This window comes from Halorientalis persicus (genome assembly GCF_900110215.1).
Taxonomy (GTDB): domain Archaea; phylum Halobacteriota; class Halobacteria; order Halobacteriales; family Haloarculaceae; genus Halorientalis; species Halorientalis persica.
The window spans coordinates 16,211-41,348 of record NZ_FOCX01000022.1 but is presented as its reverse complement, the minus strand read 5'-3'; the positions used below and the strand labels follow the sequence as shown (position 1 = coordinate 41,348).

The window sequence follows — 25,138 nt, the reverse complement described above, 5'->3', positions numbered from 1 at the left end:
GGGCCGTCGACCCCACAGACTGGGAATCGCGCCGAGGAATTATGAGCGACGGGCGAGAGGGCACGGATGGATGCACACCGGAACCGGCCGGCCCGTCGCTACGAGACGAGATCACTGGTACCAGGAGGGAACCGATGAGTAGCGGCAGTCACGGCGAGCGCAAACCCGAAGCCGAACTTGGCCTGCTCGACGCCACCATGATCGGCATGGGCGCGATGATCGGCGCGGGCATCTTCGTGTTGACCGGCCTGGCCGCCGAGATCGCCGGCCCGGCCGCGATCGCCGTGTTCGCGTTGAACGGCGTCGTCACGGCCTTCACCGGCCTCTCGTACGCCGAACTCGCCTCCGCGATCCCCAAGAGTGGCGGGGGGTACGCCTTCGTCCGGGAGGTGTTCGACGACCTGAGCTCGTTCCTGATGGGCTGGATGCTCTGGTTCGCGTACATGATCGCCGGCGCGCTGTACGCGCTGGGTTTCGCCCCGAACTTCCTCGAACTGCTCCACGTCTACGGGTTCGCGCCGGCCCCTGATCAGGTGGGCGCGGTCGCGCTCCCGCTGCTCGACGCTGCCGTCCCAGTCAGCGTCGGCCTGGCGTTCACCGCGGTCCTGTTGCTGGTCGCGCTGAACGCCGCCTCGACCGCCGCCAGCGGGAGCGTCGAGACCATCTTCACCCTCGTGAAGGTCGGCATTCTGGTGGTGTTCGTCGCCTTCGGCGCGCTCTCGCCGATGTTCTCGACCGCGGAGTTCCAGCCGCTCTTTCCGGCCGACGGTGGTGCCTTCGCCATCCTCCCCGCGATGGGGCTGACCTTCATCGCGTTCGAGGGGTACGACCTCATCACGACGGTGACGGAAGAAGTGGAGAATCCCCGTGAGAACATCCCCAAGGCGATCTTTTTGAGCCTCGCGGTGACCGTCGTGGTCTACCTGGCGGTCGTCACGGTCGCCGTCGGGACCCTCGGGGCCCAGGGCCTGGCCGAGGCCGGGGAGGCAGGCATCGCACAGGCGGCGACCGAGTTCATGCCGACGGGGCTACCGGTGATTCAAAACGGCGGCGCGATCATCGTCTTCGGCGCGGTGTTCTCGACGCTGACCGCGCTGAACGCCGTCGTCATCGCCTCGTCTCGGGTCGCGTTCTCGATGGGGCGTGAGGGCCAGTTGTTGCCCTCTATCGGCCAGCTCCACCACCGGTTCGGGACGCCCTTCGTGGCGATTCTCGCGAGTGCGGTCGTCATGCTTGGCTCGGTGGCCCTGCCGACAAAGAGCGCGGGCAATATGTCCAGCCTGTTTTTCCTGCTCTCGTTTATCGTCGTCAACGGCGCAGTCATCCGGTTGCGCCGCGAGCGACCCGACATGAAACGACCCTACGAGATGCCTTACTACCCGGTACCGCCGATACTGGGGATCGTGCTGAACCTCGTTCTGACAGGTGTACTCGTCTGGTATCTGGTGCGAACGGATCCGCTGGCGCTGGCGCTCAGCGTCGGTTGGATACTGCTTGGCGGCCTGGCCTATCTCGGCCTGAACCGGTGGCGGTCACGCGGGGAGACCAGCGATTCGGGCCCGCCCGAGACGACGGCGGACGCGGTGCCACAGGAGGACGACTGAACATGACTCAGGATCTGAACGTTATCATCGTTGGCGGTGGACGCGTCGGTTTCCAGACAACGGACATCCTCGCGGACAGAGGCCACGACATCACCGTCGTGGAGCGTGACCCGGAGGTGTGTGACGCCATCGCCGACGAGTACGTCGCGACGATCATCCAGGGTGATGCGACCGACCCGGCGATTCTGGAACAGGCCGACGTGGAACGCGCCGACGTGATCGCGGGCCTGACTGCCTCGACCGGCGTGAACCTCGCCGTCTGTCTCGAAGCCAAGGAGATGAACGGCGACGACCTCCGGACCATCGCCCGTGTCGAACGGCTGGGTGGGGAGGAGTACACGCGGTTCGTCGACGGCGTGGTGTTTCCCGAACGCGCGGGCGCGCGGATGGCCGCGAACGAGATTATCGGTGGCGACGTGGTGAGCATCAGCGACGTGACCGAGACGCTGGACATCATGCAGGTCCGGGTCGCCGAGGGTGCGCCGGCAGCGAACAAGCGGCTGTCGAACGTCAACTTCCCCACCGGAGCGATCGTCATCTCCGACGACGACGGAGAGCGCATCGCCGGGCCGGAGACGACGCTGGATCCCGGGAAACGCTACGTGGTCGCTGTCGAACCCGACGTGGCCGAGGAAGTCATGAATCTACTACGTGGGTAACCGACGGTGGCCGGCGACGCCGAGCGTCCTGCGGGAACCGTTTCGATACACCTATACGGCGAGATGGCCTTTTTTCGGATGATGCCCGACGCGGCCCTGCTGCGCGACAGTACGCAAATCCTGCTCCCGGAGGAAGCGCTCGACGGCCTCCGGGAGGAACTGGAGCACCGGTTTACGCTAACGATCCGTTCCGAAGAGCAGGGGGTGCGCATCGTCGGCAGTCCCGTCGAGATCAAGGAAGCGAGCGCGTACCTCTCTCGGAACGGCATCTCGGTCCAGTAGTCGGGCGACACCGCCCATCGTCCCCGTTCTGTCACTCTCGACCCGGAGCGTGTGCCCCGTCGACACGCCGGCCGCGGAAAGCAACCGTTAAAAGCGCGCCTCCACGATAGGTTCGATATGGCTGGAACCATCGAAGTACTCGTCCCTGGCGGGCAGGCCAACCCCGGACCGCCGCTCGGCCCGGAACTCGGCCCGACGCCCGTCGACGTGCAGGCAGTCGTCCAGGAGATCAACGACCAGACCGAAGCCTTCGACGGCACCGAAGTCCCCGTCACCGTCGAGTACGACGACGAGGGCGACTTCGACATCGAGGTCGGCGTCCCGCCGACGGCCGAACTCGTCAAAGACGAGGCCGGCTTCGAGACCGGCAGCGGCGAACCCCAGGAGAACTTCGTCGCGGATCTGTCGGTCGATCAGGTCAAACAGATCGCCGAGCAGAAACACCCGGACCTGCTGGCCTACGACCTGAAAAACGCCGCCAAGGAAGTCGTCGGGACCTGCACCTCGCTGGGCGTCACCATCGAGGGCAACGACCCCCGCGAGTTCAAGGAACGCATCGACGAGGGCGAGTACGACGACGAGTTCGCCGAAGAAGCCTCGGCGTAAGTCGCCGCGAGCACTCGCAAATCGACTCTCTTCCTGCGGTCTACGACCCCGACACCGGTCGGTCGACCGCACCACAGTTCGAGCGTCGAAGCGACCCGTACTTTGAAGAATTTATCAGCTGAAGCATATGTATGGAGCGACGAACCGTCCTCACGGCGGCTGGCGCATCACTGCCGGTGGGGCTGGCGGGGTGTGTGACCGTCAACTTCGGTGACGATGGGGGCGGGGACGACGGTGGGAGTGACGACGACGGACCTGCCGAGACAGCGGCGACGGACGATGCGGACGATGCGGATGCGGGAGGGGACTCGCTACAGCGCGCGGTCGCGGCGCTGGCGGACAACAACGAGCAGTTCGAGAGCTACGCCGAGACCGTCGCCAGTTCGGTCGAAGACGCACCGACGACGTTCGACGACGGGGCGGTGACCGACCGGGTCGAACGGGCACGCCGCAACCTGTCGGCGGCCGACGCCCCCGACGGTGTCGTCACTGCGCTGTCGGGACTGGCCGACGCCCACGAGCGGGCTGGCCCGATGTTCGTCGACTACGCCACGGGTGCCGAAAGCTACAGCGAAATGCAACGGCGCAGCGACCGGAACCGGTACGAGACGGCGACGACGGCGCTGTTCGAGAGTCACCGGGCGATCGGGGACGTGCGGCCGGTTGCCGACGAGGTGCTAGACACGCTCGGCGGGATCGACACGGGCGCACTCTCGGAGCTGTCGGTGTCGGTCGCACCGTTCCGGGACGCGGTGGTGGAGTTGCGCCGCCGCGCGGACTTCCTGGACGTGTACCTCGACGGGATGGAGCCGTTTCTGGCGGGGATGGCGGACCTGCAAACGGCCGAGACCGCGATGGACCGCGGATCGTTCGCCCGGGCCGAACGACGGTACGAGGCCGCGGGGACACACTACCGGGACGCCGTCGCCGGGTTCGACGATTCGCGTCTCGACGGCGGGGTCGTGATCCCGCAGGCGGCCCTCGATCAGGTGCGGTGTCGAATCGAAGCGCTCGCCGACGCGTCGCCGACCCTGGCCGAGGCGGCACGCGCCTACGAGCGGGGCGATAGAACCGAGGGCGACCGTCTCAGCCGGCAGGCGCGCGAGACGGTCAGTCGGTGCCAGCAGGGATCGAGTACGGGCGGCGGGAACTCGTTCAGCCTGCGGACCGGGGCGTTCTAGCGGATTCGGGCGGTCGCGGGACCGGTTCGACGGGTTTAAGTTTCGCATCGGCCACCTTCCGGGTGAGACAGGCTTCGCCTGTTTCACTGACCCGTAGGAGCGTTACGCGTACTACGGAGGTGAACGATGGCAGATCAGGACATAGAGCAAGCAGTATCTAGCGCACTCGAGGACGCACCGCCGCGGAATTTCCGCGAGACGGTCGACCTCGCGATCAATCTGCGCGACCTAGACCTCGACGACCCGTCGAACCGCGTCGACACTGGCGTCGTCCTCCCCGAGGGGACGGGCCAGGAAACGAGTATCGTCGTCTTCGCGGAGGGCGAGACCGCCCTGCGTGCGGAGGACGCCGCCGACGACGTGCTGGACGGCGACGACCTCGAAGAACTGGGCGACGACGACGACGCGGCCAAGGACCTCGCCGACGAGACCGACTTCTTCATCGCCGAGCAGGACATGATGCAGGACATCGGTCGCTATCTCGGTACGGTGCTTGGCCCGCGCGGGAAGATGCCCGAACCGCTCGACCCCGACGACGACGTCGTCGAGGTCGTCAACCGAATGAAAAACACGGTGCAGCTCCGGAGCCGCGACCGGCGGACCTTCCACACGCGCGTCGGCGCGGAGGACATGGACGCCGAGAACATCGCGGACAACATCGACGTCATCCTCCGGCGCCTGCACGCCGAGCTCGAGAAGGGCCCGCTGAACATCGACTCGGTGTTCGTCAAGACCACGATGGGCCCGGCCGTCGAGGTGGCCTAATATGAGCGCAGAACGCAAGACAGAGACCATTCCGCAGTGGAAAAAAGAGGAGGTCGACGACCTCGTCGCCACACTGGAGAGCTACGACTCGGTCGGCATCGTCAACATCGCCGGCATTCCGAGCCGTCAGCTCCAGGATATGCGGGCCAACCTGCACGGCACCGCCGAGCTCCGCGTCAGCCGGAACACGCTGATGGAGCGCGCCCTCGACGAAGTCGACGCCGGCCTCGAAGACCTCACCGAGTACATCGGTGGCCAGGTCGGCCTCATCGGCACGAACGACAACCCGTTCACGCTGTACCAGCAGCTGGAGGCCTCCAAGACCTCCGCGCCGATCAACGACGGCGAGGTCGCCCCCAACGACATCGTGATTCCGGAGGGCGACACCGGGATGGACCCGGGTCAGTTCGTCGGTGAACTCCAGGCTGTCGGTGCCGAAGCCCGGATCCAGGAAGGCTCGATCCAGGTCATGGCCGACTCGACGGTGCTGGAGGCGGGCGAGACCGTCGACAGCCAGCTCGCCAACGTACTGAGCGAACTCGGCATCGAGCCCAAGGAAGTCGGGCTCGACCTGCAGGCGGTGTTCGCCGACGGCGTCCTCTTCGAGCCCGACGAGCTCGAACTGGACGTCGAGGAGTACCAGGCGGACATCGAGGCCGCCGCCGCGGGCGCACGCAACCTCTCGATCAACGCCGTCTACCCGACCGCACAGACCGTGGGGTCGCTGCTCGGCAAGGCGTCCGGCGAGGCCAAATCGGTCGGCCTCCAGGCGGCCATCGAGGACGAGGACCTCATGCCCGACCTCCTGAGCAAGGCGGACGGACAGGTCCGGGCGCTGGCGGCCCAGATCGACGACCCCGAGGCGCTCCCCGAGGAGCTCCAGGGCGTCGAGACGGCCGAACCCGAGACCGAAGCGGAGCCCGACGAGGGTGACGACGAGGACAGCGAGGAAGACCAGGCGGACGCCGACGCTGAACCCGACGACACCGACGATGACGACGACGACGGTGACACGGGCGATGCGATGGGCGCGATGTTCGGCTAACAACTAAATACCACCAACAAGACTACCAACCATGGAATACGTTTACGCAGCACTCATCCTGAACGAGACTGGCGAAGAGATCAACGAAGACAACATCACGGGCGTCCTCGAAGCGGCGGGCGTCGACGTCGAGGAGTCCCGCGTCAAGGCCCTCGTCGCGGCCCTGGAGGACATCGACATCGAGGAAGCCGTCGAGCAGGCCGCAGCGGTCCCGGCCGGCGGTGCGGCCGCCCCCGCGGGCGGTAGCGCCGACGGTGAACTCGAAGAGGGCGGCGACGACGAAGGCGGCGACGAGGCCGAGGAAGCCGAAGCCGAAGACGAAGGCGACGACGACGAAGACGAAGGCGACGGCGGCGAAGGCCTCGGCGAGCTGTTCGGCTGATCGCGGCCCGACAATCCTCTCGATTTATTTTTCGTTCGGTAGTGGCGTCGCTCCGCGTCCCCACTCACGGACGGCGGAGTGATCCCGACGGTTACCCAGTACGTAGCTTTACATAGCTGTCCGTTCGAGACCGAATCAAGGTCGGTTCTCGAACACGATGGAGTGGCAAACAACGCCGTACACGCTACCGCTGGCGCTTGCGGTCCTGATCGCGACCGTCGGTGCGGTGATCGCCTGGCGTCAGCGGAAGGGCCGCGTCGAGATCTGGGCGATGGGCGTCCAGATCTCGCTGGCGCTGTGGTCGCTGTTCACGCTGTTGACCGTCTCGACGGTGTCGCTGTTCTGGAAGCGGCTGTGGTTCGCGCTCTTTCTCCCGACGATCCCGTTGCTCGTCGTCACCACCTGCCTGTTCACCGCTCACTTCGTGGGCCGCCGAGACTGGCTCACCCGGCCGCGAGTGATCGCCCTCCTGGCGTTCCCCGTGGTCACGCTCGCGCTGACCCTGACCGACGGGATTCACGGGCTCTTTCTGGTCGACGCCGGCGTCGACCGGAGCGGGTCGTTCGCCGAACTCACCTACGAGTTCGGGATCGGCGTGTACGCGATGGCCGTCATCTCCTACGCCGTTGCCGTCGGCTACAACGCGTTGCTGGCCAGGCGGATGCTCCGCTCCCGGAACGTCTATCGGCAGATCAGCGCGGTCATCTCCGTGTCGACGCTCGCTATCGGCGTCGTGACGGTCCTCTCGGTGACCAAACTCAGTCCGTTTCCGCACTTCATGCTCGTCCCGTTCGTCTACCTCGTGGTCGGCGTCGTCCTCTTGCTGGGGACGGGGAGCGTGACGTTCGTCCGGATGGTCCCCATCGACCGCGTCCTCGCGGTGGTCGGGTCGCGGTTCGACAGCACCGTCCCGCTGGCCCGTGACTTCGTTCTCGAAGCCGTCGACAACGGCATCATCGTCGTCGACGACGAGGATCGGATCGTCGACGTCAACTCGACGGCAAAGCGGATGCTCGGACTGGATCAACCGGTCGGGCAGCACCTGGCCGCCGTCGTCCGGCCGGAGTGGGTGCTAGAGTGTGGTGAGGTGGGGCCGGTACTCGACGGGGACGAACCGGTCCACGAACTCGACGACGAGGCGTGGGTCGAGACGCCAGACGGCGAGCGGTGCTATCAGGTGACGATCTCCGCACTGAGTGAGGAGGAGAAAGCACGTGCACACGTCATCCTCCTCCACGACATCACCGACCGGAAGCGTCGGGCGGAGCAGTTACAGGAACAAAAGGAGACGTTGCGGTCACAGAAACAGCAACTCGAACACCAGAACGAACGACTGGACCAGTTCGCGGGAATCGTCTCCCACGACCTGCGCAACCCGCTCAACGTCACGTCGGGCTATCTGGAACTGTTCGACGCACGGATCGAGGGCGACGACGATACCGTCGAGGTCGACGCCGAAACGGTCCGCGAACTGGAACGGGCCACCGACCGGATGGAAGACATCATCGACGACGCGCTGACGCTTGCCCGGGAGGGAAAAGCGGTCACCGAAACCGAGACCGTCCACCTGGCCGACACCGCCGAGATCGCCTGGGAGACCGTCGACACCGCCGATGCCGTGTTGCGGGTCGACACCGACACAGTGATCGAGGCGGACCGCGGCCGGGTGCGAACCATCTTCGAGAACCTCTTTCGCAACGCCGTGGAACACGGTTCCACGAGCCCTAACTCGCAAACTCGTCAGGACGCTGTCGAGCACGGCTCGACAGGCAACCAGAACTCGGAGCGGTCTGGTGACGCCGTAGAGCATGGCTCTACGAGCCCTGACTCGCAAGTTCGTCAGGACGCCGTAGAACACGGTCGCGAGGACGTGACCGTCACCGTCGGCGCGCTGGATCGCGACGGGACGACCGGCTTCTTCGTGGCCGACGACGGCCTCGGGATCCCCGACGAACGGAAAGACGAGGTCCTCGATCACGGGTTCACCACCAGCGACGACGGAACCGGATTCGGCCTCGCCATCGTCGAGGACGCCGCCAACGCCCACGGCTGGGCGGTGAGCGTCACCGACAGCGAGCCGGGTGGTGCACGCTTCGAGTTTTCCGGAGTCGACCATCCCGACGACGGTTCGTCGATCGGTAACACACTCGACAGCGAGCACGAGTCGTCGCCCCGACTCCAGGCCGACAACCGACCCGCAAACGAGGACTGACACCGCCGTCCTGCGGACGATCGTTTAAGTAAGAGGGCGGGACCACCCGGTCTCGATGGGAGTCACGACCTGGCTTGGCGTCAGAATCGCGGTCGCGCCGTCGGCAGCAGCCCTGGCGCTCACCTTCGTCGCCGGGGGTGCCACACTCGGCGTCGTGAGCGGGTTGATCCCGGGATTGCACGCCAACAACATGGCACTGTTGCTGGCCGCGGGGGCGTCCGCGGTGCCCGGACCGCCGCGGCTGGTCGGGGCGGCGATGCTGGCCGCCGGGACGATGCACACCTTCCTCGACGTGGTCCCGGCGCTGTCGCTCGGCGTTCCGGACCCGGCGATGGCCGCGAGCGCACTCCCTGGCCACGAGTTAGTGTTGGCCGGCAGAGGCCGGGAAGCCCTGCGGCTGTCGGCACTGGGGAGTGGATTAGCGGTCGCGCTCGCCGTGCCGCTGGCGATCCCGGTCACGGAGGCCGTGACGGCACTGTATCCGACGATCCGGGCCAACCTGTCGGCAGTGCTTGCAGCCGTGGCGGTCGGGCTGGTGACGACCGAGGGGAGCTATCGCGCGAAGGTGGGTGCCGGACTCGCACTGGCGGCGAGCGGTGCTCTCGGCCTCCTGACGCTGGATCTCCCGACGAACGGCCTGGTGAGCGCGGGCGGGACGCTGGCACCGCTGTTTGCAGGACTGTTCGGCGCGCCAGTCCTGATCGACGCACTTGGCGGGGGCGGCGTCCCGCCACAGGACGACGCGACGCTCGCGCTCTCGAAACCGGCAGTCGGTGGGCTCTCGGTCGCGGGCACGCTCTCGGGTGCAGTCGTGGGGTTTCTCCCGGGCGTCTCCAGCGCCGTGGCGGCGACGGGTGCACTGCTTGCCGTCCCGTACCGCTTCGGTGCGCGGGGCTTCGTGGTGATAACCAGCGGTGTGAACACCGCTAATACCATATTCGCACTCCTGGCCTTGCGCGCTCTGGGTTCGCCGCGGACGGGGGTCCTGGTCGCGCTCGAATCGAGCGGTGCGCCGCTGGCCTTCCCGCTCTTGCTGGCCAGCGTCGCGCTGGCGGCCGCCCTCGGGTTCGTCCTGGTCCCGACGCTCGGGGACCGCTACCTGTCGCTGGTCGGCGCGCTGGACTACCGAATGCTGTCGGTTGCCGTGCTCGCGCTGTTACTCGCCCTCTCGTTCGTCTTCGCCGGCCCGGTCGGGATCGGCATCTTCGCGGTCGCGACGGTGATCGGACTGGTCCCGCCGCGGTTCGGGTCGCGGCGAGCGACGCTGATGGGCGTGTTGCTCGTCCCGTTGGCGCTTGGCTAGCAGTACGCCGCTGCCGGTCCGGTCGCTCGCCGTTCGATCTCGATCTCCTGGACGATGTGTGAGGTTTCCGGATCGGGCCGGTAGATCAACTGGTAGGTTTCACCCTCACAGGCGGCGTTGAGGGCGCTGTCGCTCCCGTGGCCGTCGATGTGGACGTACTCGGTCGCCTCGATATCCTGGCTGCCGGTCCACACGTCGGCCCAGGCCACGTCGTTCCCGTCGCTGTCGACGACGAACAGGTTCGTCCCGTCGACGGTGTCGCCGCCGGTGTGAGTGACGTTGAGGTACGGCCGGCCGGCGTCGTTGCCCGCCCCGTCTGCCTGGTAGTGCGTTTCGACAGTGAACTGCGGCGCTGGCGTCCCCATGGAACCCCCAAAGCCCAGTACCAGGTTCCCGACGACCGCGGCCAGGATCACGACGATCGCGACGACCAGCACGACGCCGACGACGTTCGAGACGGCGCGGTCCTGGCCCGCAGGCCGAAACCAGCGACGAGAGTCGCTCATTATCCTGGATAACCCAGCGTGGCACTTAACCGCACGAACGGTGTCGACGGCCGAAAGCTACAGGTATTCCTTTCGTTTGAAGTACACGAGCATCCCCCCGGCGATGGCACCCATCGCGACGAGAGCGGCCGGGTAGCCGTACCGCCAGGTCAACTCGGGCATATTGTACGGGCTCCCGGCGAAGTTCATGCCGTAGACGCCGGCGACGAACGTCAGCGGGAGGAAGATGGTCGCGATGACCGTCAACACCTTCATCACCTCGTTGGTCGATTGCGAGAGCGTGTTGAGGTAGATGTCGCGGGTGCCGGTGGTCAGGTCCCGGTAGGTCTCGGTGAGGTCGACGACCTGGACGAGGTGGTCGTACACGTCCCGGTAGTACTTCTCGGTCTCGTCGCGGACCTGCGTGGGACCCCCGCGAGCGAGGACACCGACTGCTTCCCGACAGGGCCAGGCGACTTTCCGGAAGGCCAGCAGGTCCCGGCGGAGCGCGTTGATGTCTTCGAGCGTCCCGATATCGGTCGACTCCGTGACCGCTTCCTCGATGGCCTCGATGTCCGTCTCCAGATCGTCGAGGACGGTGAAGTACTCGTCGACGATCATGTCGACGATTCGGTAGGCGGTGAAATCAGGACCGCGGTCGAGGATACGACTGTCCCCCCGACGGACCGCGTCCCACACCCGGTCGACGGGGTCGTCGGGAGGAACCGACAGCGAGACCACCCAGTCCTCACCCACGCAGATGCCGACGGCCTCGGCGAGGATTTCCTCTTCGAAGGACTGGTCGCCCCGGGCCAGCTCGACGGTCTTGACCAGCGTGAAGGCGTAGTCGTCGTAGGGCTGGGTCTTGGCTCGGACCTCGTTGCGAACGTCCTCGACGACCAGCGAGTGGATCCCGAAGGTCTCGGCGACGGTGTCGAGTTCGCCCGGGTCCGCGTCGCTGACACGGACCCACGTCGTGCCGGTCGCGTCCCTGGCGGTGGCGAGGTCGTCGTACTCGGTCACGCCGTCGGGTCCGTAGACGACCGCCGCGATCACGGCCGTCCCCTCCCGCGTGCCGAGACGGGTGGGGGCTCGGCCCCCGGATTCGGATCGCCGTGCATACCGACCCGTCGCCCGGGCGGATCAAAAACGTTCGCGCGCCCACAGACTCTTTTCTCTGGTCGCGGTACGAGCGCTATGCTGATCCGCGAGATCATGACGACGGACCTGGTGACCGTCGAAGCGGGGGCGACGCTCCGGGAGGTTACCGGGGCGTTGCTCGACAACGGCATCGGGAGTGTCGTGGTCGTCGACGACGGTATCCCCACGGGCCTGATCACGGAGTCGGACGTTCTCCGTGCCGCCCACGAGCGCGACACGCCGCTGTCGGAGCTTTCGACCGGCCCGCTCACCCAGGAGCCACTCGTCACCGTCGAACCCGACGCGTCGGTCGGGCTGGCGTCGCGACGAATGCTCGACGAAGGCATCAAGAAACTCCCCGTCGTCGACGATCTGGACCTGGTCGGCATCGTGACGCTGACCGACGTGGTGTACCACCTGTCGGACCTCCGAACGGAAGCCGAAGGGCTCGCCAGACGCCACTACGACTGGACGCGCTGACCGCTGTGGCTGTCGCCCGTCAGTCGCGCGTCGGACGCGTGACAGACAGTGCGTGATTTCCGGCGGAGAGAACCCACAGAGGGCGCTCGGGCGGGTGTAAGGTTTAACATACTGGGGGCGGAATATCTACGCAACAGAACACATGACGATCAACCCACGCGATTACGACCTCGACGAACTCCGGAAGATGGCCCGGGAGCGGGGTGACAGACCCCGGTCGGGTGGCGACGGTGGCGACGCACCCAGACCGCCGACCGGCGACGGCGAGGAGAGCGCACGCCCGGAGACGAACGGCTGGGACAACCTCGATTCGGAGGGGCCGTCGCGCGACCAGTTCCAGAACGGCCTCTACCGGGAACTCCTGCCCCTGGAAGCCGGGGTCGACGACCTTGAGAAGCCGTATCTCGACGGCCTGCCGGAGAGCTACGCCGCCGAGTACGTCATCTTCGAGTGGCTGGAGTTCCTGCTCTCGAACTTCGGCTATCAGGGGACCAACGAGGCCCTGCAGTACTACGAGTCGGTCGGCTGGCTCACCGAGGACGTGGAGGCGGCCCTGAACGACTACCTGCTCGGGCTGGAGAGTCCCAGCGAGGAACCACGCGGCGGGACCGTCGACGACCACAAACTCAGTCTCGTCTACATCGCGCGGCTCGTTTCGATGCGGTAGACGGCCGATTCTATCGTGCCGACGTGTTTCGATTCCGAGTATAGGGAGAGAATATATACCAGAGCCGTGAGTAGCGGCTGGCGATTATGAGCGATGACGAAGATACGGACGGACCAGTGCCGGTCGGGGTCAAACTGGGGAGTACCCGGACCGTGATTGCCCTCCCGGATGGCGAGGGTGACCTGGAGACGATCCGGACGCTGACCTGTCTGGCGACCTACGAGGATCAACTCACCGGCGAGGAACGGGTGCTGTACGGCGACGAGGCCGCCACGGAGTACCCCGACCGCGCGCAGTTCATGTTGCGCTCGGGCCTGCCCGAGGACGACGACCGGGCCGAGCTGACCAAGAAGTTCTTCGACGCCCTCATCGAGGAACACGACGTGCCCGAAGACAGCGTCGTCGTCTACGCCATCCCGACCCTCGACAACGAGAAGGGGCTGGCCAACCTCGAATCCGTGATCGAGGAGAGCACCATCGGCGAGGCGGGCGTCCAGAGCTACCCCGAGTCGCTGTGTGGCTCGATCCCCGCTATCGGGGACGATCTGGAGGCGATCAGCGAGATCTTCACCGCGGTCAACATGGGCTCGACGAATCTGGAGGCCTCCGCGTACCGCCGGGGTGAGCAACTCACTCCCTTCGCGACCGGCGCGGTGACTGGCAACGAGATCGACCGGATGATCGCCAACAACGTCGAGGAGGAGACCCAGGGTCGGGTCAACATCGACAAGACGACCGCCCGCGAGTACAAGGAGGAACACGCCGACTTCGTCGACTTCGAGCCCTTTACCGACGTGATCCAGCAACCCGGCGGCGGCTCACACGAGTTCACCATCGAACGGAGCGTGATGGACGCGTGTAACGACTACCTCGACGAAGTGGTCGACGAGATCGCCAACAGCTTCCTGCCGGATCTGGCCAACGACTACATGAAGGTGTACCAGCTGGCGCTGGACCAGCCGGTCGTCCTGACTGGCGGGATGGCCTGCGTCCCGGGCATCGTCGAGGAGTTCGAGGAGCGCCTGAGCGAGGAACTAAAGCGTGAGGTGACGGCCACCGCGCCCGACCGCCCCGACCTCTCGGCGACCGTCGGCGCACAGCGCATCGCCGCCCACCTGATCGAGAGCGACAGTTACTGATCCCCGGACCCGGCCCAGCACCGGTGCCACCGGGTAACTTTCGGGTCGTCGATTCCCGTCCCGGTCGCGGTCGCCGTCCGGTTCCGGACCGACGCGTCCTCGGCCCGGCTCTCGCCGTTCTCGGGACTGTTCTCGACTCGTCTGAGGTCGTCGGGCAGCTCCAGCGCCAACCGTGGCATAGCACAGAGGGAGGCGACGGGACCACCTAAACCCCAGTCAGACACGCGTCGGCGCTGTGGCACACGCGAGGATCGCTCGACAGCAGCGAGCCTTTATTTAATTATTTTTCCTATAAATATAACGTCTGACGCACCCTTGATCGAGCGTATGACTCATTATCAACGAGAATCATTGTAACGGTGCGAACCCATGTTGGCTTCCCAGGACGAGAACGCGATTTCCGACGAGGAGTTGCTCACAGGGACGGGTAGCGGGGGCGTATTCGCGAGTGGCTATCTCCACGACAAGCCGCTCATCGAGTACCTGGGAGCCGCCGAACGCGTGGCGTTTCTATTATCGAATAAGAAAAAGGGCGTCCGGCGGGAGACTGACGCGGACGCGACGGTGTTCACGCCCGGCGACGGGTATCAGGCCATCGCGGCCATCACCGACACCCGTGTCCTCTTCGTCGTCGGCGACAGCAACGGGACGGGCGATACCTCCTTTGCAGTTCCCTACACGGAAATCGAGGACGTGAAGACCCGGAGCGGGATGCTCACGAAAGGCATCGACATCTGGACGACCGAGGGTGTCAAGTGGCGCTTCGCGGTGCGGAGTACCGTCGACATCGAGCCCGCGGTGGAGTACCTGGAGCGGGCCGCAGTCGTCTGGTCTCGCGTCGAGAGTCAGCTCAGACACGCCCGGAAACACCTCGTGGAGGTCGACGAGTGTCTCTCGGACGACGACCACGACTCGGCCCGCGCGGCCGCCAGCACAGCCAGGGACCACGTCGAGGAGGCCCAGCGGAAAGCGCCGGAGCTGACGACCAACCGGGACGACGCCGTCTGGGAGCGCGTCCACGAAGTCGAACAGCGCCTCGACGCCAGCGTCATGACCATCCACGTCTCGCGAGCGGAGCAACACGCGACGGAAGCCAACGCCGAGTGGCGACAGGAGCAGTACAACAACGCCTACGACGCCTTCCTGCAGGCGCGGGCACAGTACGAGCGGGCGCTCGACATCGCTCGCGAACACGACTTCCCCGACGAGAGCGACATCCGCGAGAGCGCCGACACAGTGACCCAGAGTCTCGATCACCTCTCGAAATCGCCGCTTCGGCGGGCCGAGACGGCGTTCGAGCGTGCCAGGGACGCGGACGCACCGGCCGTCGCCGCCGAGCAGTTCGAGGTGGCGCTGGAACGGTACCAGACCGCGCTCGTCCTCGACTGGGGGAGCGACGAACAGCGATTCGCCGGCGATAGCGACGAGTTGCGCGAGACCATCGAACGGGTCGTCGACGAACTCGTCCACGCGCGTCGCCTGCTGGCCGCCTACCACCTGGCGGCGGGGACCCGTCTCCTGGCGTCCGGTCACCCGGACGCGGCCCAGGGCGCCTGTACGAACGCACACACCGAGATCGAACACGCGCTCACGGTCGCGAAAGAACTGAAGCCCGGGCTGCGGCCGATGCTCGAAGCGTCCGCCGACACGCTCGCCAGGTGTATCGACGCCGCCGCCACGACCGACGACGACGGCTTCGAGTTCGTCGGCGACATGGCCGACGGCGATCCACGGACGCGCCGGCTCTCGGACGACTGACGCCGCTCTGGTTTTCCGGCACTCCCGAACCGTGACCCGCGGGTCCCGACCGCGGACGGGAGTTATTTGACAGGCCCGCTCGAACCGGCGAGCGAATGGCCCCGTTCCCGGAGTTCGACGCCGACGCCGAGCGCAGAGCCTACTGCAACGCCGCCCGGGAGCGACTCGACGAGGGCGGCCCGCTCGCGGCTACTCGGGACCGCTGGGCGTCGTACGTCAGAGCTACCCACGGCGACGTGTTCGCCGACCTCGGCGCCGACGACCCCGTCGACCGGGCGTTCGTCGAAACCTGTTACGTCGACTTCCTGCTGGATTCGCTCCTCGATGCCGTCGAGGGAAATTCGGGAGTGACGATCACGAACCGGGAGCCGGGAACGAACTCGGGCGCGACCGGTGTCGCGCTCGGCGACCACCACGATCGCGTGCTGTCCCCGGACCGGGGGCGAGCGCGGATCGTCTCGGCGGTCGACGGCGCCGATCTGCGCCGGTTGACGCCGGATCGGCTCCGGGACCTCTACACGGAGGTGATCTCCCGGGACGTGCGCCTCGCCCTCGGTGAATACTACACGCCCCGTGGCGTGGCGGACCTCGCCCTCGACGCGCTCCCGGCGTCGGTGGCCGACGCGACCGTCCTCGATCCGGGCTGTGGCTCGGGCGTCTTCCTGACCGCCGCACTGGATCGGAAGCGCACGGCCTGGAGCGGGGCCCCAGAGGCGTTTCTCGACGCCGCCGTCACCTCGGTCGTCGGGATCGACGTGAACCCGGTCGCCGTCAAATCGGCCACCCTCGCGTACTGTACTGCGGTGTTCGACGAACTCGACGCGAGCGAGCGCGAGCAGTTTGCGGTGCCAGTCTTCCTGACAGATGCACTCGGACTGACTCGCGACGACGAGGTCGAGTTTCGCGGAGAGCCGCTCGACACGACGTTCGATACCCTCGTAGGAAATCCGCCGTGGATCCCCTGGGAACGGCTCTCCGAGCGGCTCAAGGACCGCTGGCGGGAGCGGTACGTCGAGCCCCTCGACCTCCAGCCCCACGGGGGTGTCGCCGCTCGGCTGGGCCACAGCAACGACGACGTGTCGGTGCCGTTCGCCTGGACCTGCGTCCACCGCTACCTCCGGCCGGGCGGGACGGCGGCGTTCGTCCTCAAACGCGATCTGATGCGGGGACCGGCCGGGGCGGTCCTGCGGCGACTGCGCGTCGGCGACCGATCGCTCGCACTCGCGGACGTACAGGACCTCTCGGCGCTCGAACCGTTTCCGGAAGTGGGTGCCAACGCCGCCGTCTACGCGTTCGAGGCCGACACCGAGCCGTCGTTCCCAGTGCCGGCGACGGTCTGGACGCCGGGTGACGGCCAGCCCGACTTCGGTTCGGGTCCCGCGTTTCGGGAAAGTGCCACGTCGACGGGGACCGAACTCGTCCCGCTCGACCCCGACGACACGACGAGTGCGTGGCTCCGGGCCGACGCCGAACGGGCAGCGCTGGGTAGCTGTGCCCACGAGATCAGACACGGGCTGAAAGACGACGCCAACGCCGTGTTCGGACTCGAACGGGACGACCTGGACCGGATCGAACACGGGCTGGTGTATCCGTATCTCAAGTCGCGACACGTCCGGAAGTGGGGGTTGACGGGCCACGACCTGCGGTTGGTTCCCCAGGCGCAGGCTGGCGAGGACAACGAGGCGTGGCTCCGCGAGCAGTACCCGGAGACCTACGACTACCTGGCGGCCAACCGCGAGCCGTTGACCGACCGGTCCTCGTCGTGGCTCGACCGTGGCCCCTTCTACTCGGTATTCGGGCTCGGCGAGTACACGTGGGCCGACTACAAGGTGGCGTGGTGTCGGCTCGGGTTCAAGCCCCACTTCACCGTCGTCTCGACCCGATCGGACCCGGACCTGGGCGAGAAGCAGGTGATTCCCGGGGACCACTATATGTTCCTCGCGACCGACGACCGCCGGACCGCGCACTTCCTCTGTGCCCTGCTCAACGCCGCGCCCTACCAGCGGACCCTCCGGGACCTGTCCTCGAACGGGAAGGCCAGCCTCTCGAAATCGGTCGTCTCCGAACTCGACCTCCCCGCGCCGGCCGAGTGTCCACACAGCGACCGACTGGCGGACCTGTCCGTCGACGCACACGATCGGGTCGCCGCGGCCGGTGAGGCGGCGGACGAGGACCCGGCGCTGTCGGCCATCGAGACCGAGATCGACCGGCTCGTAGAGGAGTGGCTGGCTGGCGGCAGGGATGTCGTCTCAGCGGAGGTACCGGGCGAGTGATTGATTAGGGAGGAGTATCAATAGTGGATAGTTACGGGATCACAATGGGGGGCAGCACGAACGTAGAGCACGCGGTGTCCAGCGACGGCGGTGGGAACGGCTACCTCGCGGGGGTGACGCTCGAAGACTTCTTCGAGGGCACCGAGGAGCCGGCGTACGTCCTGACAAACGAGAAACGAGGGATCGAACACGAGGACAGCGACGGCGAACGCGTCGTCAAGCCCGGGTCGGACTACAACGCCGTAGCGGCGGTGACCGACGAGCGCGTCCTGTTGCTCGTCGGCGGCAACGATGACGGCAACGGGCAGAACCGGAGCGTCTCACTGCCCTACACGGAGATTCGATCGGTCGAGACCAAGAGTGGGATGCTCAAAAGTCGCCTGACGCTGACCGCGCGGACCAGCGATCGGTACACGTTCTGGCTCGGCGGCCGCGAGGACTACGGGCACGTCGAAGAGTACGTCGAGCAGGCCATCTCCTACTGGGTCACCGTGGACCGCCGACTGGAGAAGGCCAGAGAGCATCTCTCGACGGTCGAAGACAAACTCGAAGACGGCGATCCGGCGCGGGCCCGGACCGCGATCAACCGGACCGAGGAGTTGCTCGAAGAGGCCGAGCAGGTAGCCAGGGACTTCCGCGACGGCGACCACGCGATGCACCGGCGGATCGCCCAGCTGGAGACGCGGCTGTCACTGGCGCGGATCCGGACCCACTGGACCCGGGCGCGCCAGCTCGCCGGCGACGCCGAATCCGCCCGGAGTGAGGGCGAGTACGTCGAAGCCTACGAGACCTACCGTCGCTCGCTGGCGGAGTACGAACGCGCCATGGACCGCTCGGAGGGCGTCGAGTACCACGCCGCCGACGACATGGACGCGGAAGTGGCCGGCGTCGAGAAGGCCATCGACGAGGTGACCGGGGCCCCACTCAGAGCGGCCACCGAGGCCTGTGAGGCCGCACTCGATGCCGACGACCCCGAGACCGCTGTCGACCGCTGGGAGACGGCACTGGACGCCTGTCACGAGGCGCTCACGCTCTGTCTCCGTCGCGAGGACGTGTTCGACGGCGACCCCGACTCCCTGCGCTTCCAGGTCGAGTGGACCGCCCAGAAACTGGTCGAAGCTCACCGGACCGTCGCGGACGAAGCCCGTGACCGCGGCGACGCCGCACGCGAGACCGGTGACGCCGCGGCGGCCCCCGAGGCCTACGACCGCGCCCGCGAGCACTACGAATCCGCCCGCCAGGTCGCCGCCGAATTCCGGTCGTGTGATCCCGAGCGGTTCGAGCGAGCCCTCGCCGACCTCCCCGAAGAGATCGACACCGAGAGGGTCGACACACTCGCCTGAAAGCCCGTTCTCATCCCCTGAGAACCCCCGTCTCGTTCTTCACCCCCCGTCTGCAACTCCCGAGTGCCCATGAGCGAGGACACCGAGCGACGCTGTACCGGGTTCGAGGTCGGGAACGGCGACTACATCGTCTGTAATCCGGACAACGCACACGCCTGGATCCGGTCGGACACCGTCGTCACGCTGGACGGAGCGGTCCACCGGGCGCGCGACAGTTCGACCAGGCCGCGCTGAGACCGGCGGGCCGACGGCAGTCCAGACCGCCCACCTAAATACGTCCGGGCGACAAGCACCCACTATGACTACCTATCACGTGCGGCGGGCGTTCGAGACGGTCGCGACCGAGAGCGCCGGGACCACCGGTACGGCCAAAAGCGACGCCGCCGAGTCGATTCGCGAGTCAGTCCGCGAGGCCAGCGGCGAGACGTTCGAGTCGGTCACCGCCGAGGCCACCGACGTGTTCGAGTTCCCGGCTGGCCCCTTCGACCCCTACCGGATCACGGTCCAGGGAACGGTGACGGTGACCGTCGAGGCCGACGACGAGACGAGCGCGACCGAGACCGGCGACCAGTTGATCGAGGACCTCCTGACGGCCGCACGGCTGGACGGCTGGGAGTATCTGGACGAGGCGACGGTCGCGAACTCGGAGTAAAAAACGCGAGGCGAAGTCGGAGCCCGTCGGGTCAGAGGTAGTCGTCGTCGGGACCGCTGGCGGCCGGATCCTCGGCGGTGTCCCACATATCGTCTGCGTACTCGTCCGCTACGTCGGTCGGACCCCGGTCGTCGCCGGACACGTCGCGCGTGTACGCGTCCAGCCCCGCCGAGAGCAACTCCTCGACGGCTTCTTCCTCCGTGACGAACTCCTCGTCGACGAGCCGTTCGAACTGCGCGTGGACGTCCTGTGGAAGCGAGACTTCGACGGTCGGCACGTGCGTCACTATCCGGTCGTTCGATTTCAATCTTTGGGCTGCGGTGACAGGTTCGAGGCGACACGCCTTTGCTCGGGAGACGGCTACGTCCCGCCAATGGGTCGACTGGGACTGCGAGCGCTCATGGCCGGTGTCGGTCTCTCCTTGCTGGCCGGATACGGACTGGCCGCCTGGGCCGTCTACTCGGTGCTCGTGTGGGTCTGGGCGAGTCGACCGCCGCTGGGGACGACGGTGGCTATCGTCGCGGCCACGACGCTCGTCCTGGGCTATCTCAGCTACCAGTACGGCACCAGTCAGTTGCTCGCGAGCGTCGACGCCGCCGACCTGCCGCGGGAGCGCGCGCCGGAACTGTACCGCCGCGCCGACCGCCTGGCCGCGGAGATGCGGATCGAAACGCCGCGCCTCCTCGTCGCCGACATGGCGGTACCCAACGCGCTGGCGCTGGGCAGTCCCGCTGACGGCACGGTGGTCCTCGACCGTGCGCTGTTTCGCCTGCTCTCGACCGCCGAACTGGAGGGTATCCTCGCCCACGAGTTCGCCCACCTGGAGAGCCGGGACAGCCTGATCCAGACGCTGGCCTACAGCGGCCTGCGCACGCTGGTCGGCATCGTCACGGTCCTGCTGTCGCCCGCCCTGCTCTTTCTGACCGGACTGGCCCGGGGTGTGGCCTGGATCCGCGGTCGGCCGACCCGGTGGGCCGAGGGGACCATCGGACAGTTTCGCCTGCTGATCGGCAACGGCGTCGTCGTCCTCCTGTTCGTGTTCACACTCGCGATCCGTGCGCACTCGCGTCGGCGGGAACTGGCCGCCGACGACCGCGCGGTCTCCGTGACCGGCGACCCGATGGCACTGGCCCGCGCGCTGGCGAAGATCGACCGCGTGCGCGACCCGAACTGGAGCCTGCTCTCGCCGCTGTACACCCGCGGCGACGAGGACGGTACGCTCGGCCAGGTGCTCTCGACGCACCCGGCCATCGACGAACGCATCGAGCGCCTCCGGGAGCGCGCCCGAGCGAGCGACCCGCGGCAGGGTCTGTAGTTTCGACCGCCGAGCCGAACGATAGGGCTAAACCGGCGTAGCCCAACCCCGAGACGATGTGTCTTCCCACCCTGCAGACCTGCGCCGAGGACGGCTGTGAACGCGTCGCGATGACCGGCAGCCGCGTCTGTTTCGGCCACGCCGGGATCGAGGAGATCGTCGGGTGAGGACGAACCTTCATATCGACCGCCCGTGTTCTGTCGGGCGATGACCGACGAGACGGGGGAGTCGTGGCTGGCCGACGACCGGCGGCGGGTGGCACTGGGAGTCGTTCTCGCGGTCGTCGTCCTGCTGGCGGTCGTGATCGGCGCAGTGTGGCTCTACAGCGGGCACCTCTACCGCACCAGCTACGAGAGCGAGTACACCTACGAGGTGACGCTCGCGACCAATGGAACCCTCACGAACGCGACGATCTATCTGCCAGTTCCGGAGGCGACCGACACCGCCGACCTCGGCGCGGCCGCCGTCGAACGCGGGACCAACCAGTCCGGACCGCTGGCCTACGAGGCCGTCGAGACCGAGCGCGGGCCGATGCTCGCCGTCTCGGCCGCCGAGTGGACCGTGACGCCGGAGTACTACCAGTTCGTCGAGCGGAACGGGCGCGGCGAGCGGGTCGAGATCCCAGAGTCCGAGTACGATCCCGACGATCCCTCGATGGTGGTCAACGACACGCGGAGCGTCAGCGTCGCGGTGACCGTGCCCGTCGACCGCAGCGTGGACACCGGGACGCCGTGGGCTGGCGAGCCCCTGCTCCGGCCCCGGATCGACCGCCGACCGAGCGACTGTGGTTCCCCCGGCCCCGAGTGGCGCGAGTGCTACGCGTTCGACGCCGCGGTGTACGCGAGCTACGACACGACCAGTGACACCGAGGTCTACGCGTCGACGACGCTGTACGGCACGAACGCGTGGTGGGTGTTCGGCTGGAGTTACGACGAGTACCGCGACGACGTGACGGTGACGCTGGAGGGCCCAAAGGACGGCTGGACGGACGCCACCGGCACCCTCGAAACCGACACGGACCAGCGCGAGCCACCCTGACTCACAGCGCCGGGAAGTATCGACCGTGGAAGCCGAAGGGAACCGCGTGGGGCAGGCGGGCCCGCGCCCGTAGCGTCAGCGTTTCGGCGTCGAACACGAGCAGGTACGTCCGTTCGGCGTCGGTGTCCAGTGCCGTCGCGAGGACGACCCCCTCGTCCTCGCGGTCGCCGTCGGGACGCTGGACCATGCGAGGTTCTTCGACGTATGTTCCGGCTTCCCACCACTCCGTAGCGGTACCCGCCTCCACGTCGACTTTCACCAGCCCGTTGGCCCCCGCGCGGTCGGTCGCCTGGCCGTAGGCGTACCGGTACGGCTTCGTCCGGACGGCGGGTGGCACCGTCGGGAGTTCGATCCCACCAGGGTGGCGGCGCTCGGTGGCGACCTCGCCCGTCCGTGGATCGACCCGGTATCGGTAGAGGTGGCCGTCCGGCGCGCCCGCGAACCCGCCGGATCGGAGTTCCGCCAGCGACAGCGCGTCCACGATGTCGGCGTCCTCGAAGGCCACGAGGTCGAGGACGACCGTGCCGTCGCGCTCGAAGGCGTTCACGTGGTGGAAGACGAAGCAGGGATCGACGGTGGGATCGGCGACGATCTCACCCGTCGCCCGGTCCAGCACGACGATCCGCGTCTCCGCGTCGGCGTCGTAGGAGAGCATCCCGGCGAACCCCTCGGTCCATGGGGCCAGGCCGCGGAGCACGTCGATGTGCAGGGGCGGTTCGAGCAGGACGACGTAGTTGGGCGTGACGGAGAGGCTGTGGACGTAGCCCGGCCCCTCGGCCGTGACCCGCCCGATCACCTCGCGCTCGTCGCTCCCGTGGGGCACCCGATAGACGACGTACTCCGTCCGTCGGCCGAAGGAGAGTCCGTAGCCGATTGACTCCTCGCAGTGGTCGTCGACGACGAAGTGCGCCGTCGCCATCTGGGTCGAGACGCCGTCCTCGAAGGTGAACTCGCCGACGGTCTCCAGCGTGTGGGGATCGAACTCGATCCAGCGGGGGACTTCGGTCTGGGCGACGAAGCGGTCGCCGATGCGGGCGAGGTGGACGTTGGCGTTGTCGGTCGGTTCCGGCGGCCCGAGCGCCCTGATCCACCGCCGGAGTTCGGCCAGCCCGCTCGCGCCGGTGGCAAACTGGCGAGTGGGTTCGCCCGCCTCGGCGCGGTCGTAGGCCTCTGTCCGGAGAAAGCGGTTCGTGTACTCGACCTCGCCGTCCGTGAAGCTGTACCGGCGGAGCATGGCGAGCCCGTCGAACCAGTGGTTGACGCCGCCGCCGGCGTCGAATCGCCCCGGCCCGTTCCGGAGCAGCGTCCCCGAGAGCCACGTCGGCACGGTTCCGGCGACCGGCAGAGACTCCCCCGTTCGTTCGTCGCGCAGCGTGCGAAACCCCAGCTCCGCCGCCGTACGTCGTGACATAGGTGCGACAGGTGGCCGACAGTAATCAAGGTGCGGGCGGTCCTACGCCCGGTCCTCGCGTGGCACCACTTCCATCGACATCTCCTGGCGTGGGTGGGCGGTCAGCGTCGGGAGCAGTTCCAGCGGGGACTCGCCCTGAAAGTCGAGCCGGTACTGGTCCGCGACGGTGGCGACGATCAGCCGGGCCTCCAGCATCGCCAGGTGTTTGCCGATGCAGTGGCGCGGCCCGCCGCCGAACGGGAAGTAGGCGAATCGCGGTCGGTCCTTGCGGCGCTCGGGACTGAACCGTTCGGGGTCGAAAGTTTCGGGGTCCTCCCAGTACTCCTCGGAGCGGTGGACGGCCCACTGGGGAAGCATGATGCTCGCGCCCTCGGGCACGGTGTAGCCGTCGATCTCGACGGACCGTTTCGGCGAGCGGAAGATGGTGTACACCGGCGGGTAGAGCCGCATCGCCTCCTCGATAGCCCAGGTGGTGTATTCGAGGGCGCGGGCGTCGGCCATCGTCGGCTGGCCGCCGTCGAGTACCTCGTCGAGTTCGGCGTGGACGCGGCGCTCGACCTCGGGGTGTTCCGAGAGCAGGTACCAGGTGTAGGTCAGCGTCAGCGCGGTCGTGTCGTGGCCCGCCAAAAGCATCGTCATCATCTCGTCGCGCAACTGCTCGTCGGTCTGCTCGCCGCGGCCCCGCGCTCGCAACAGGATCGACAGGAAGTCCATCGGGGCGTCGTCGTCGCCCTCGTCGCCGATATCGTCGCGCCGCTGGGCGACGATCCCGTCGATCACGGTCTCCAGTTCCGCGACCGCCGACTCGAACTCGGCGTCGTCGGGCATGGGCACCCAGTCCGGGAGGGCGAATCGGATCGGATCGGGCTCGAACCGTTTGCCCAGCGGCTCCAGTTGCTCGCGGACGTGTTCGACCCGCTCCGCGTCGAGTTCGACGCCCATCATCAGGTCGAGGATGACGTTCAGCGTGACGCCGGTCATCGCCTCCTCGGCGTCGATCACGTCGCCGGCCGCCCAGCCGTCGACCATCGACTCGGCGTGGCCGACGATGCGGTCGGCCATCCCCGACAGCCGGGACATATCGAACGCCGGATTCGCCAGGTCACGCTGTTTCTGCCAGGTCTCGCCCTCGCTGAGGAGGAGGCCGTCACCGAGCAGGTCGCCGAGAGCGTCGTCCTGAAACGCGGGTTTCTGGAAGTTCGCCGCGTCGGAGACGAGGATACGCTGGATCGCCTCGGGGTCTGTCACCATGTACGTCTCCAGCGGCCCCATGTCGAACTGTGAGACGCCGCCGTAGGCCCGCTCCAGCGTCGTCACGAACGTGAAGGGATCGCGGGCGTACTGGCGACTGCTTCCGAAGACCGGTTGCCCTTTGGGACCAGGTGGGGTTTGGGACAT

Annotated in this window: 26 protein-coding genes; 20 read left to right on the top strand and 6 right to left on the bottom strand. The window is 67.2% G+C overall.

Annotated features, from left to right (window positions below; all coding sequences use genetic code 11):
* The first annotated feature begins 134 nt into the window (after window positions 1–134).
* The 10 genes from BMX17_RS18565 to BMX17_RS18520 all read left to right on the top strand — a co-directional run bounded on the left by BMX17_RS18565 (window position 135) and on the right by BMX17_RS18520 (window position 10,039).
* Complete coding sequence (locus BMX17_RS18565) at window positions 135–1,604, top strand: APC family permease (protein ID WP_092662892.1); 1,470 nt, start codon at window positions 135–137, stop codon at window positions 1,602–1,604.
* Between the two features lie 2 nt (window positions 1,605–1,606).
* Window positions 1,607–2,263 (top strand): potassium channel family protein, encoded by a 657-nt coding sequence (locus tag BMX17_RS18560; protein ID WP_092662890.1) that lies wholly within the window; start codon window positions 1,607–1,609, stop codon window positions 2,261–2,263.
* 81 nt (window positions 2,264–2,344) lie between these two features.
* Window positions 2,345–2,545, top strand: coding sequence for a VNG_1110C family protein (locus BMX17_RS18555; RefSeq protein WP_092662888.1), 201 nt, complete (start codon window positions 2,345–2,347; stop codon window positions 2,543–2,545).
* A gap of 117 nt (window positions 2,546–2,662) precedes the next feature.
* Complete coding sequence (locus tag BMX17_RS18550) at window positions 2,663–3,151, top strand: 50S ribosomal protein L11 (protein ID WP_092662886.1); 489 nt, start codon at window positions 2,663–2,665, stop codon at window positions 3,149–3,151.
* A gap of 131 nt (window positions 3,152–3,282) precedes the next feature.
* On the top strand, window positions 3,283–4,332 hold the full coding sequence (locus BMX17_RS18545) for a hypothetical protein (RefSeq protein ID WP_092662884.1): 1,050 nt from the start codon (window positions 3,283–3,285) through the stop codon (window positions 4,330–4,332).
* A 126-nt stretch (window positions 4,333–4,458) separates the two neighbouring features.
* Entirely contained in the window at window positions 4,459–5,097 is a 639-nt protein-coding gene (locus BMX17_RS18540; RefSeq protein ID WP_092662882.1) for a 50S ribosomal protein L1, read from the top strand.
* 1 nt (window position 5,098) lies between these two features.
* Window positions 5,099–6,142, top strand: coding sequence for a 50S ribosomal protein L10 (locus BMX17_RS18535; RefSeq protein WP_092662880.1), 1,044 nt, complete (start codon window positions 5,099–5,101; stop codon window positions 6,140–6,142).
* 31 nt (window positions 6,143–6,173) lie between these two features.
* Entirely contained in the window at window positions 6,174–6,524 is a 351-nt protein-coding gene (gene rpl12p, locus BMX17_RS18530; RefSeq protein WP_092662878.1) for a 50S ribosomal protein P1, read from the top strand.
* 157 nt (window positions 6,525–6,681) lie between these two features.
* Window positions 6,682–8,736 (top strand): histidine kinase N-terminal 7TM domain-containing protein, encoded by a 2,055-nt coding sequence (locus BMX17_RS18525; protein ID WP_092662876.1) that lies wholly within the window; start codon window positions 6,682–6,684, stop codon window positions 8,734–8,736.
* A gap of 55 nt (window positions 8,737–8,791) precedes the next feature.
* Window positions 8,792–10,039 (top strand): tripartite tricarboxylate transporter permease, encoded by a 1,248-nt coding sequence (locus BMX17_RS18520; RefSeq protein WP_092662874.1) that lies wholly within the window; start codon window positions 8,792–8,794, stop codon window positions 10,037–10,039.
* Here the strand turns inward: BMX17_RS18520 and BMX17_RS18515 are convergent.
* Window positions 10,036–10,545, bottom strand: a complete 510-nt coding sequence (locus BMX17_RS18515; RefSeq protein ID WP_092662872.1) for a type IV pilin domain-containing protein — start codon at window positions 10,543–10,545, stop codon at window positions 10,036–10,038. The genes BMX17_RS18520 and BMX17_RS18515 overlap by 4 nt on opposite strands.
* 57 nt (window positions 10,546–10,602) lie before the next feature.
* Window positions 10,603–11,580 carry a magnesium/cobalt transporter CorA gene (gene corA, locus BMX17_RS18510; RefSeq protein ID WP_092662870.1) on the bottom strand — a complete coding sequence of 326 codons (978 nt, stop codon included), beginning with the start codon at window positions 11,578–11,580 and terminating at the stop codon, window positions 10,603–10,605.
* A gap of 141 nt (window positions 11,581–11,721) precedes the next feature.
* Between corA and BMX17_RS18505 the strand changes: the two genes are divergently transcribed.
* The 3 genes from BMX17_RS18505 (at window position 11,722) to BMX17_RS18495 (ending at window position 13,950) form a co-directional block, all read left to right on the top strand.
* Window positions 11,722–12,144, top strand: a complete 423-nt coding sequence (locus BMX17_RS18505) for a CBS domain-containing protein (RefSeq protein ID WP_092662868.1) — start codon at window positions 11,722–11,724, stop codon at window positions 12,142–12,144.
* A gap of 142 nt (window positions 12,145–12,286) precedes the next feature.
* Entirely contained in the window at window positions 12,287–12,811 is a 525-nt protein-coding gene (locus tag BMX17_RS18500; RefSeq protein WP_092662866.1) for a FlaD/FlaE family flagellar protein, read from the top strand.
* Between the two features lie 86 nt (window positions 12,812–12,897).
* Window positions 12,898–13,950, top strand: a complete 1,053-nt coding sequence (locus tag BMX17_RS18495; protein WP_092662864.1) for an actin-like salactin — start codon at window positions 12,898–12,900, stop codon at window positions 13,948–13,950.
* Here BMX17_RS18495 and BMX17_RS18490 read toward each other — a convergent pair.
* Window positions 13,944–14,129 carry a hypothetical protein gene (locus BMX17_RS18490; RefSeq protein WP_092662862.1) on the bottom strand — a complete coding sequence of 62 codons (186 nt, stop codon included), beginning with the start codon at window positions 14,127–14,129 and terminating at the stop codon, window positions 13,944–13,946. The two genes, BMX17_RS18495 and BMX17_RS18490, sit on opposite strands and share 7 nt — an antisense overlap.
* A 190-nt stretch (window positions 14,130–14,319) precedes the next feature.
* On the opposite strand from BMX17_RS18490, the gene BMX17_RS18485 reads away from it, so the two are divergent.
* From BMX17_RS18485 to BMX17_RS18470, 5 genes are all read left to right on the top strand, one after another.
* A complete protein-coding gene (locus BMX17_RS18485; RefSeq protein ID WP_092662860.1) occupies window positions 14,320–15,708 on the top strand; it encodes a PH domain-containing protein in 1,389 nt (462 codons plus the stop codon).
* Between the two features lie 95 nt (window positions 15,709–15,803).
* Window positions 15,804–17,981 carry an N-6 DNA methylase gene (locus BMX17_RS18480; protein WP_092662858.1) on the top strand — a complete coding sequence of 726 codons (2,178 nt, stop codon included), beginning with the start codon at window positions 15,804–15,806 and terminating at the stop codon, window positions 17,979–17,981.
* A 44-nt stretch (window positions 17,982–18,025) separates the two neighbouring features.
* On the top strand, window positions 18,026–19,324 hold the full coding sequence (locus tag BMX17_RS18475) for a PH domain-containing protein (RefSeq protein WP_092662856.1): 1,299 nt from the start codon (window positions 18,026–18,028) through the stop codon (window positions 19,322–19,324).
* Window positions 19,325–19,393: 69 nt separating this feature from the next.
* Window positions 19,394–19,558, top strand: a complete 165-nt coding sequence (locus BMX17_RS26355) for a hypothetical protein (RefSeq protein WP_170845474.1) — start codon at window positions 19,394–19,396, stop codon at window positions 19,556–19,558.
* Between the two features lie 64 nt (window positions 19,559–19,622).
* Window positions 19,623–19,976, top strand: a complete 354-nt coding sequence (locus tag BMX17_RS18470; RefSeq protein WP_092662854.1) for a hypothetical protein — start codon at window positions 19,623–19,625, stop codon at window positions 19,974–19,976.
* 31 nt (window positions 19,977–20,007) lie between these two features.
* Here BMX17_RS18470 and BMX17_RS18465 read toward each other — a convergent pair whose 3' ends face one another.
* Window positions 20,008–20,253: a DUF7120 family protein gene (locus BMX17_RS18465; RefSeq protein WP_092662852.1), complete on the bottom strand. Its 246-nt coding sequence runs from the start codon at window positions 20,251–20,253 to the stop codon at window positions 20,008–20,010.
* 96 nt (window positions 20,254–20,349) lie between these two features.
* Here BMX17_RS18465 and BMX17_RS18460 point away from each other — a divergent pair, with 96 nt between their 5' ends.
* Both BMX17_RS18460 and BMX17_RS18455 read left to right on the top strand, forming a co-directional pair.
* Window positions 20,350–21,291: a M48 family metallopeptidase gene (locus tag BMX17_RS18460; RefSeq protein ID WP_244515054.1), complete on the top strand. Its 942-nt coding sequence runs from the start codon at window positions 20,350–20,352 to the stop codon at window positions 21,289–21,291.
* A 207-nt stretch (window positions 21,292–21,498) separates the two neighbouring features.
* Window positions 21,499–22,329 (top strand): hypothetical protein, encoded by an 831-nt coding sequence (locus tag BMX17_RS18455; protein WP_092662850.1) that lies wholly within the window; start codon window positions 21,499–21,501, stop codon window positions 22,327–22,329.
* Window position 22,330: 1 nt separating this feature from the next.
* On the opposite strand, the gene BMX17_RS18450 is transcribed toward BMX17_RS18455, so the two are convergent.
* Together BMX17_RS18450 and BMX17_RS18445 are read right to left on the bottom strand one after the other, a co-directional pair.
* The gene (locus BMX17_RS18450) at window positions 22,331–23,740 is read right to left on the bottom strand and encodes a carotenoid oxygenase family protein (RefSeq protein ID WP_092662848.1); all 1,410 of its coding nucleotides are present in this window, start codon (window positions 23,738–23,740) and stop codon (window positions 22,331–22,333) included.
* 42 nt (window positions 23,741–23,782) lie between these two features.
* Window positions 23,783–25,138 carry a cytochrome P450 gene (locus BMX17_RS18445; RefSeq protein ID WP_092662847.1) on the bottom strand — a complete coding sequence of 452 codons (1,356 nt, stop codon included), beginning with the start codon at window positions 25,136–25,138 and terminating at the stop codon, window positions 23,783–23,785.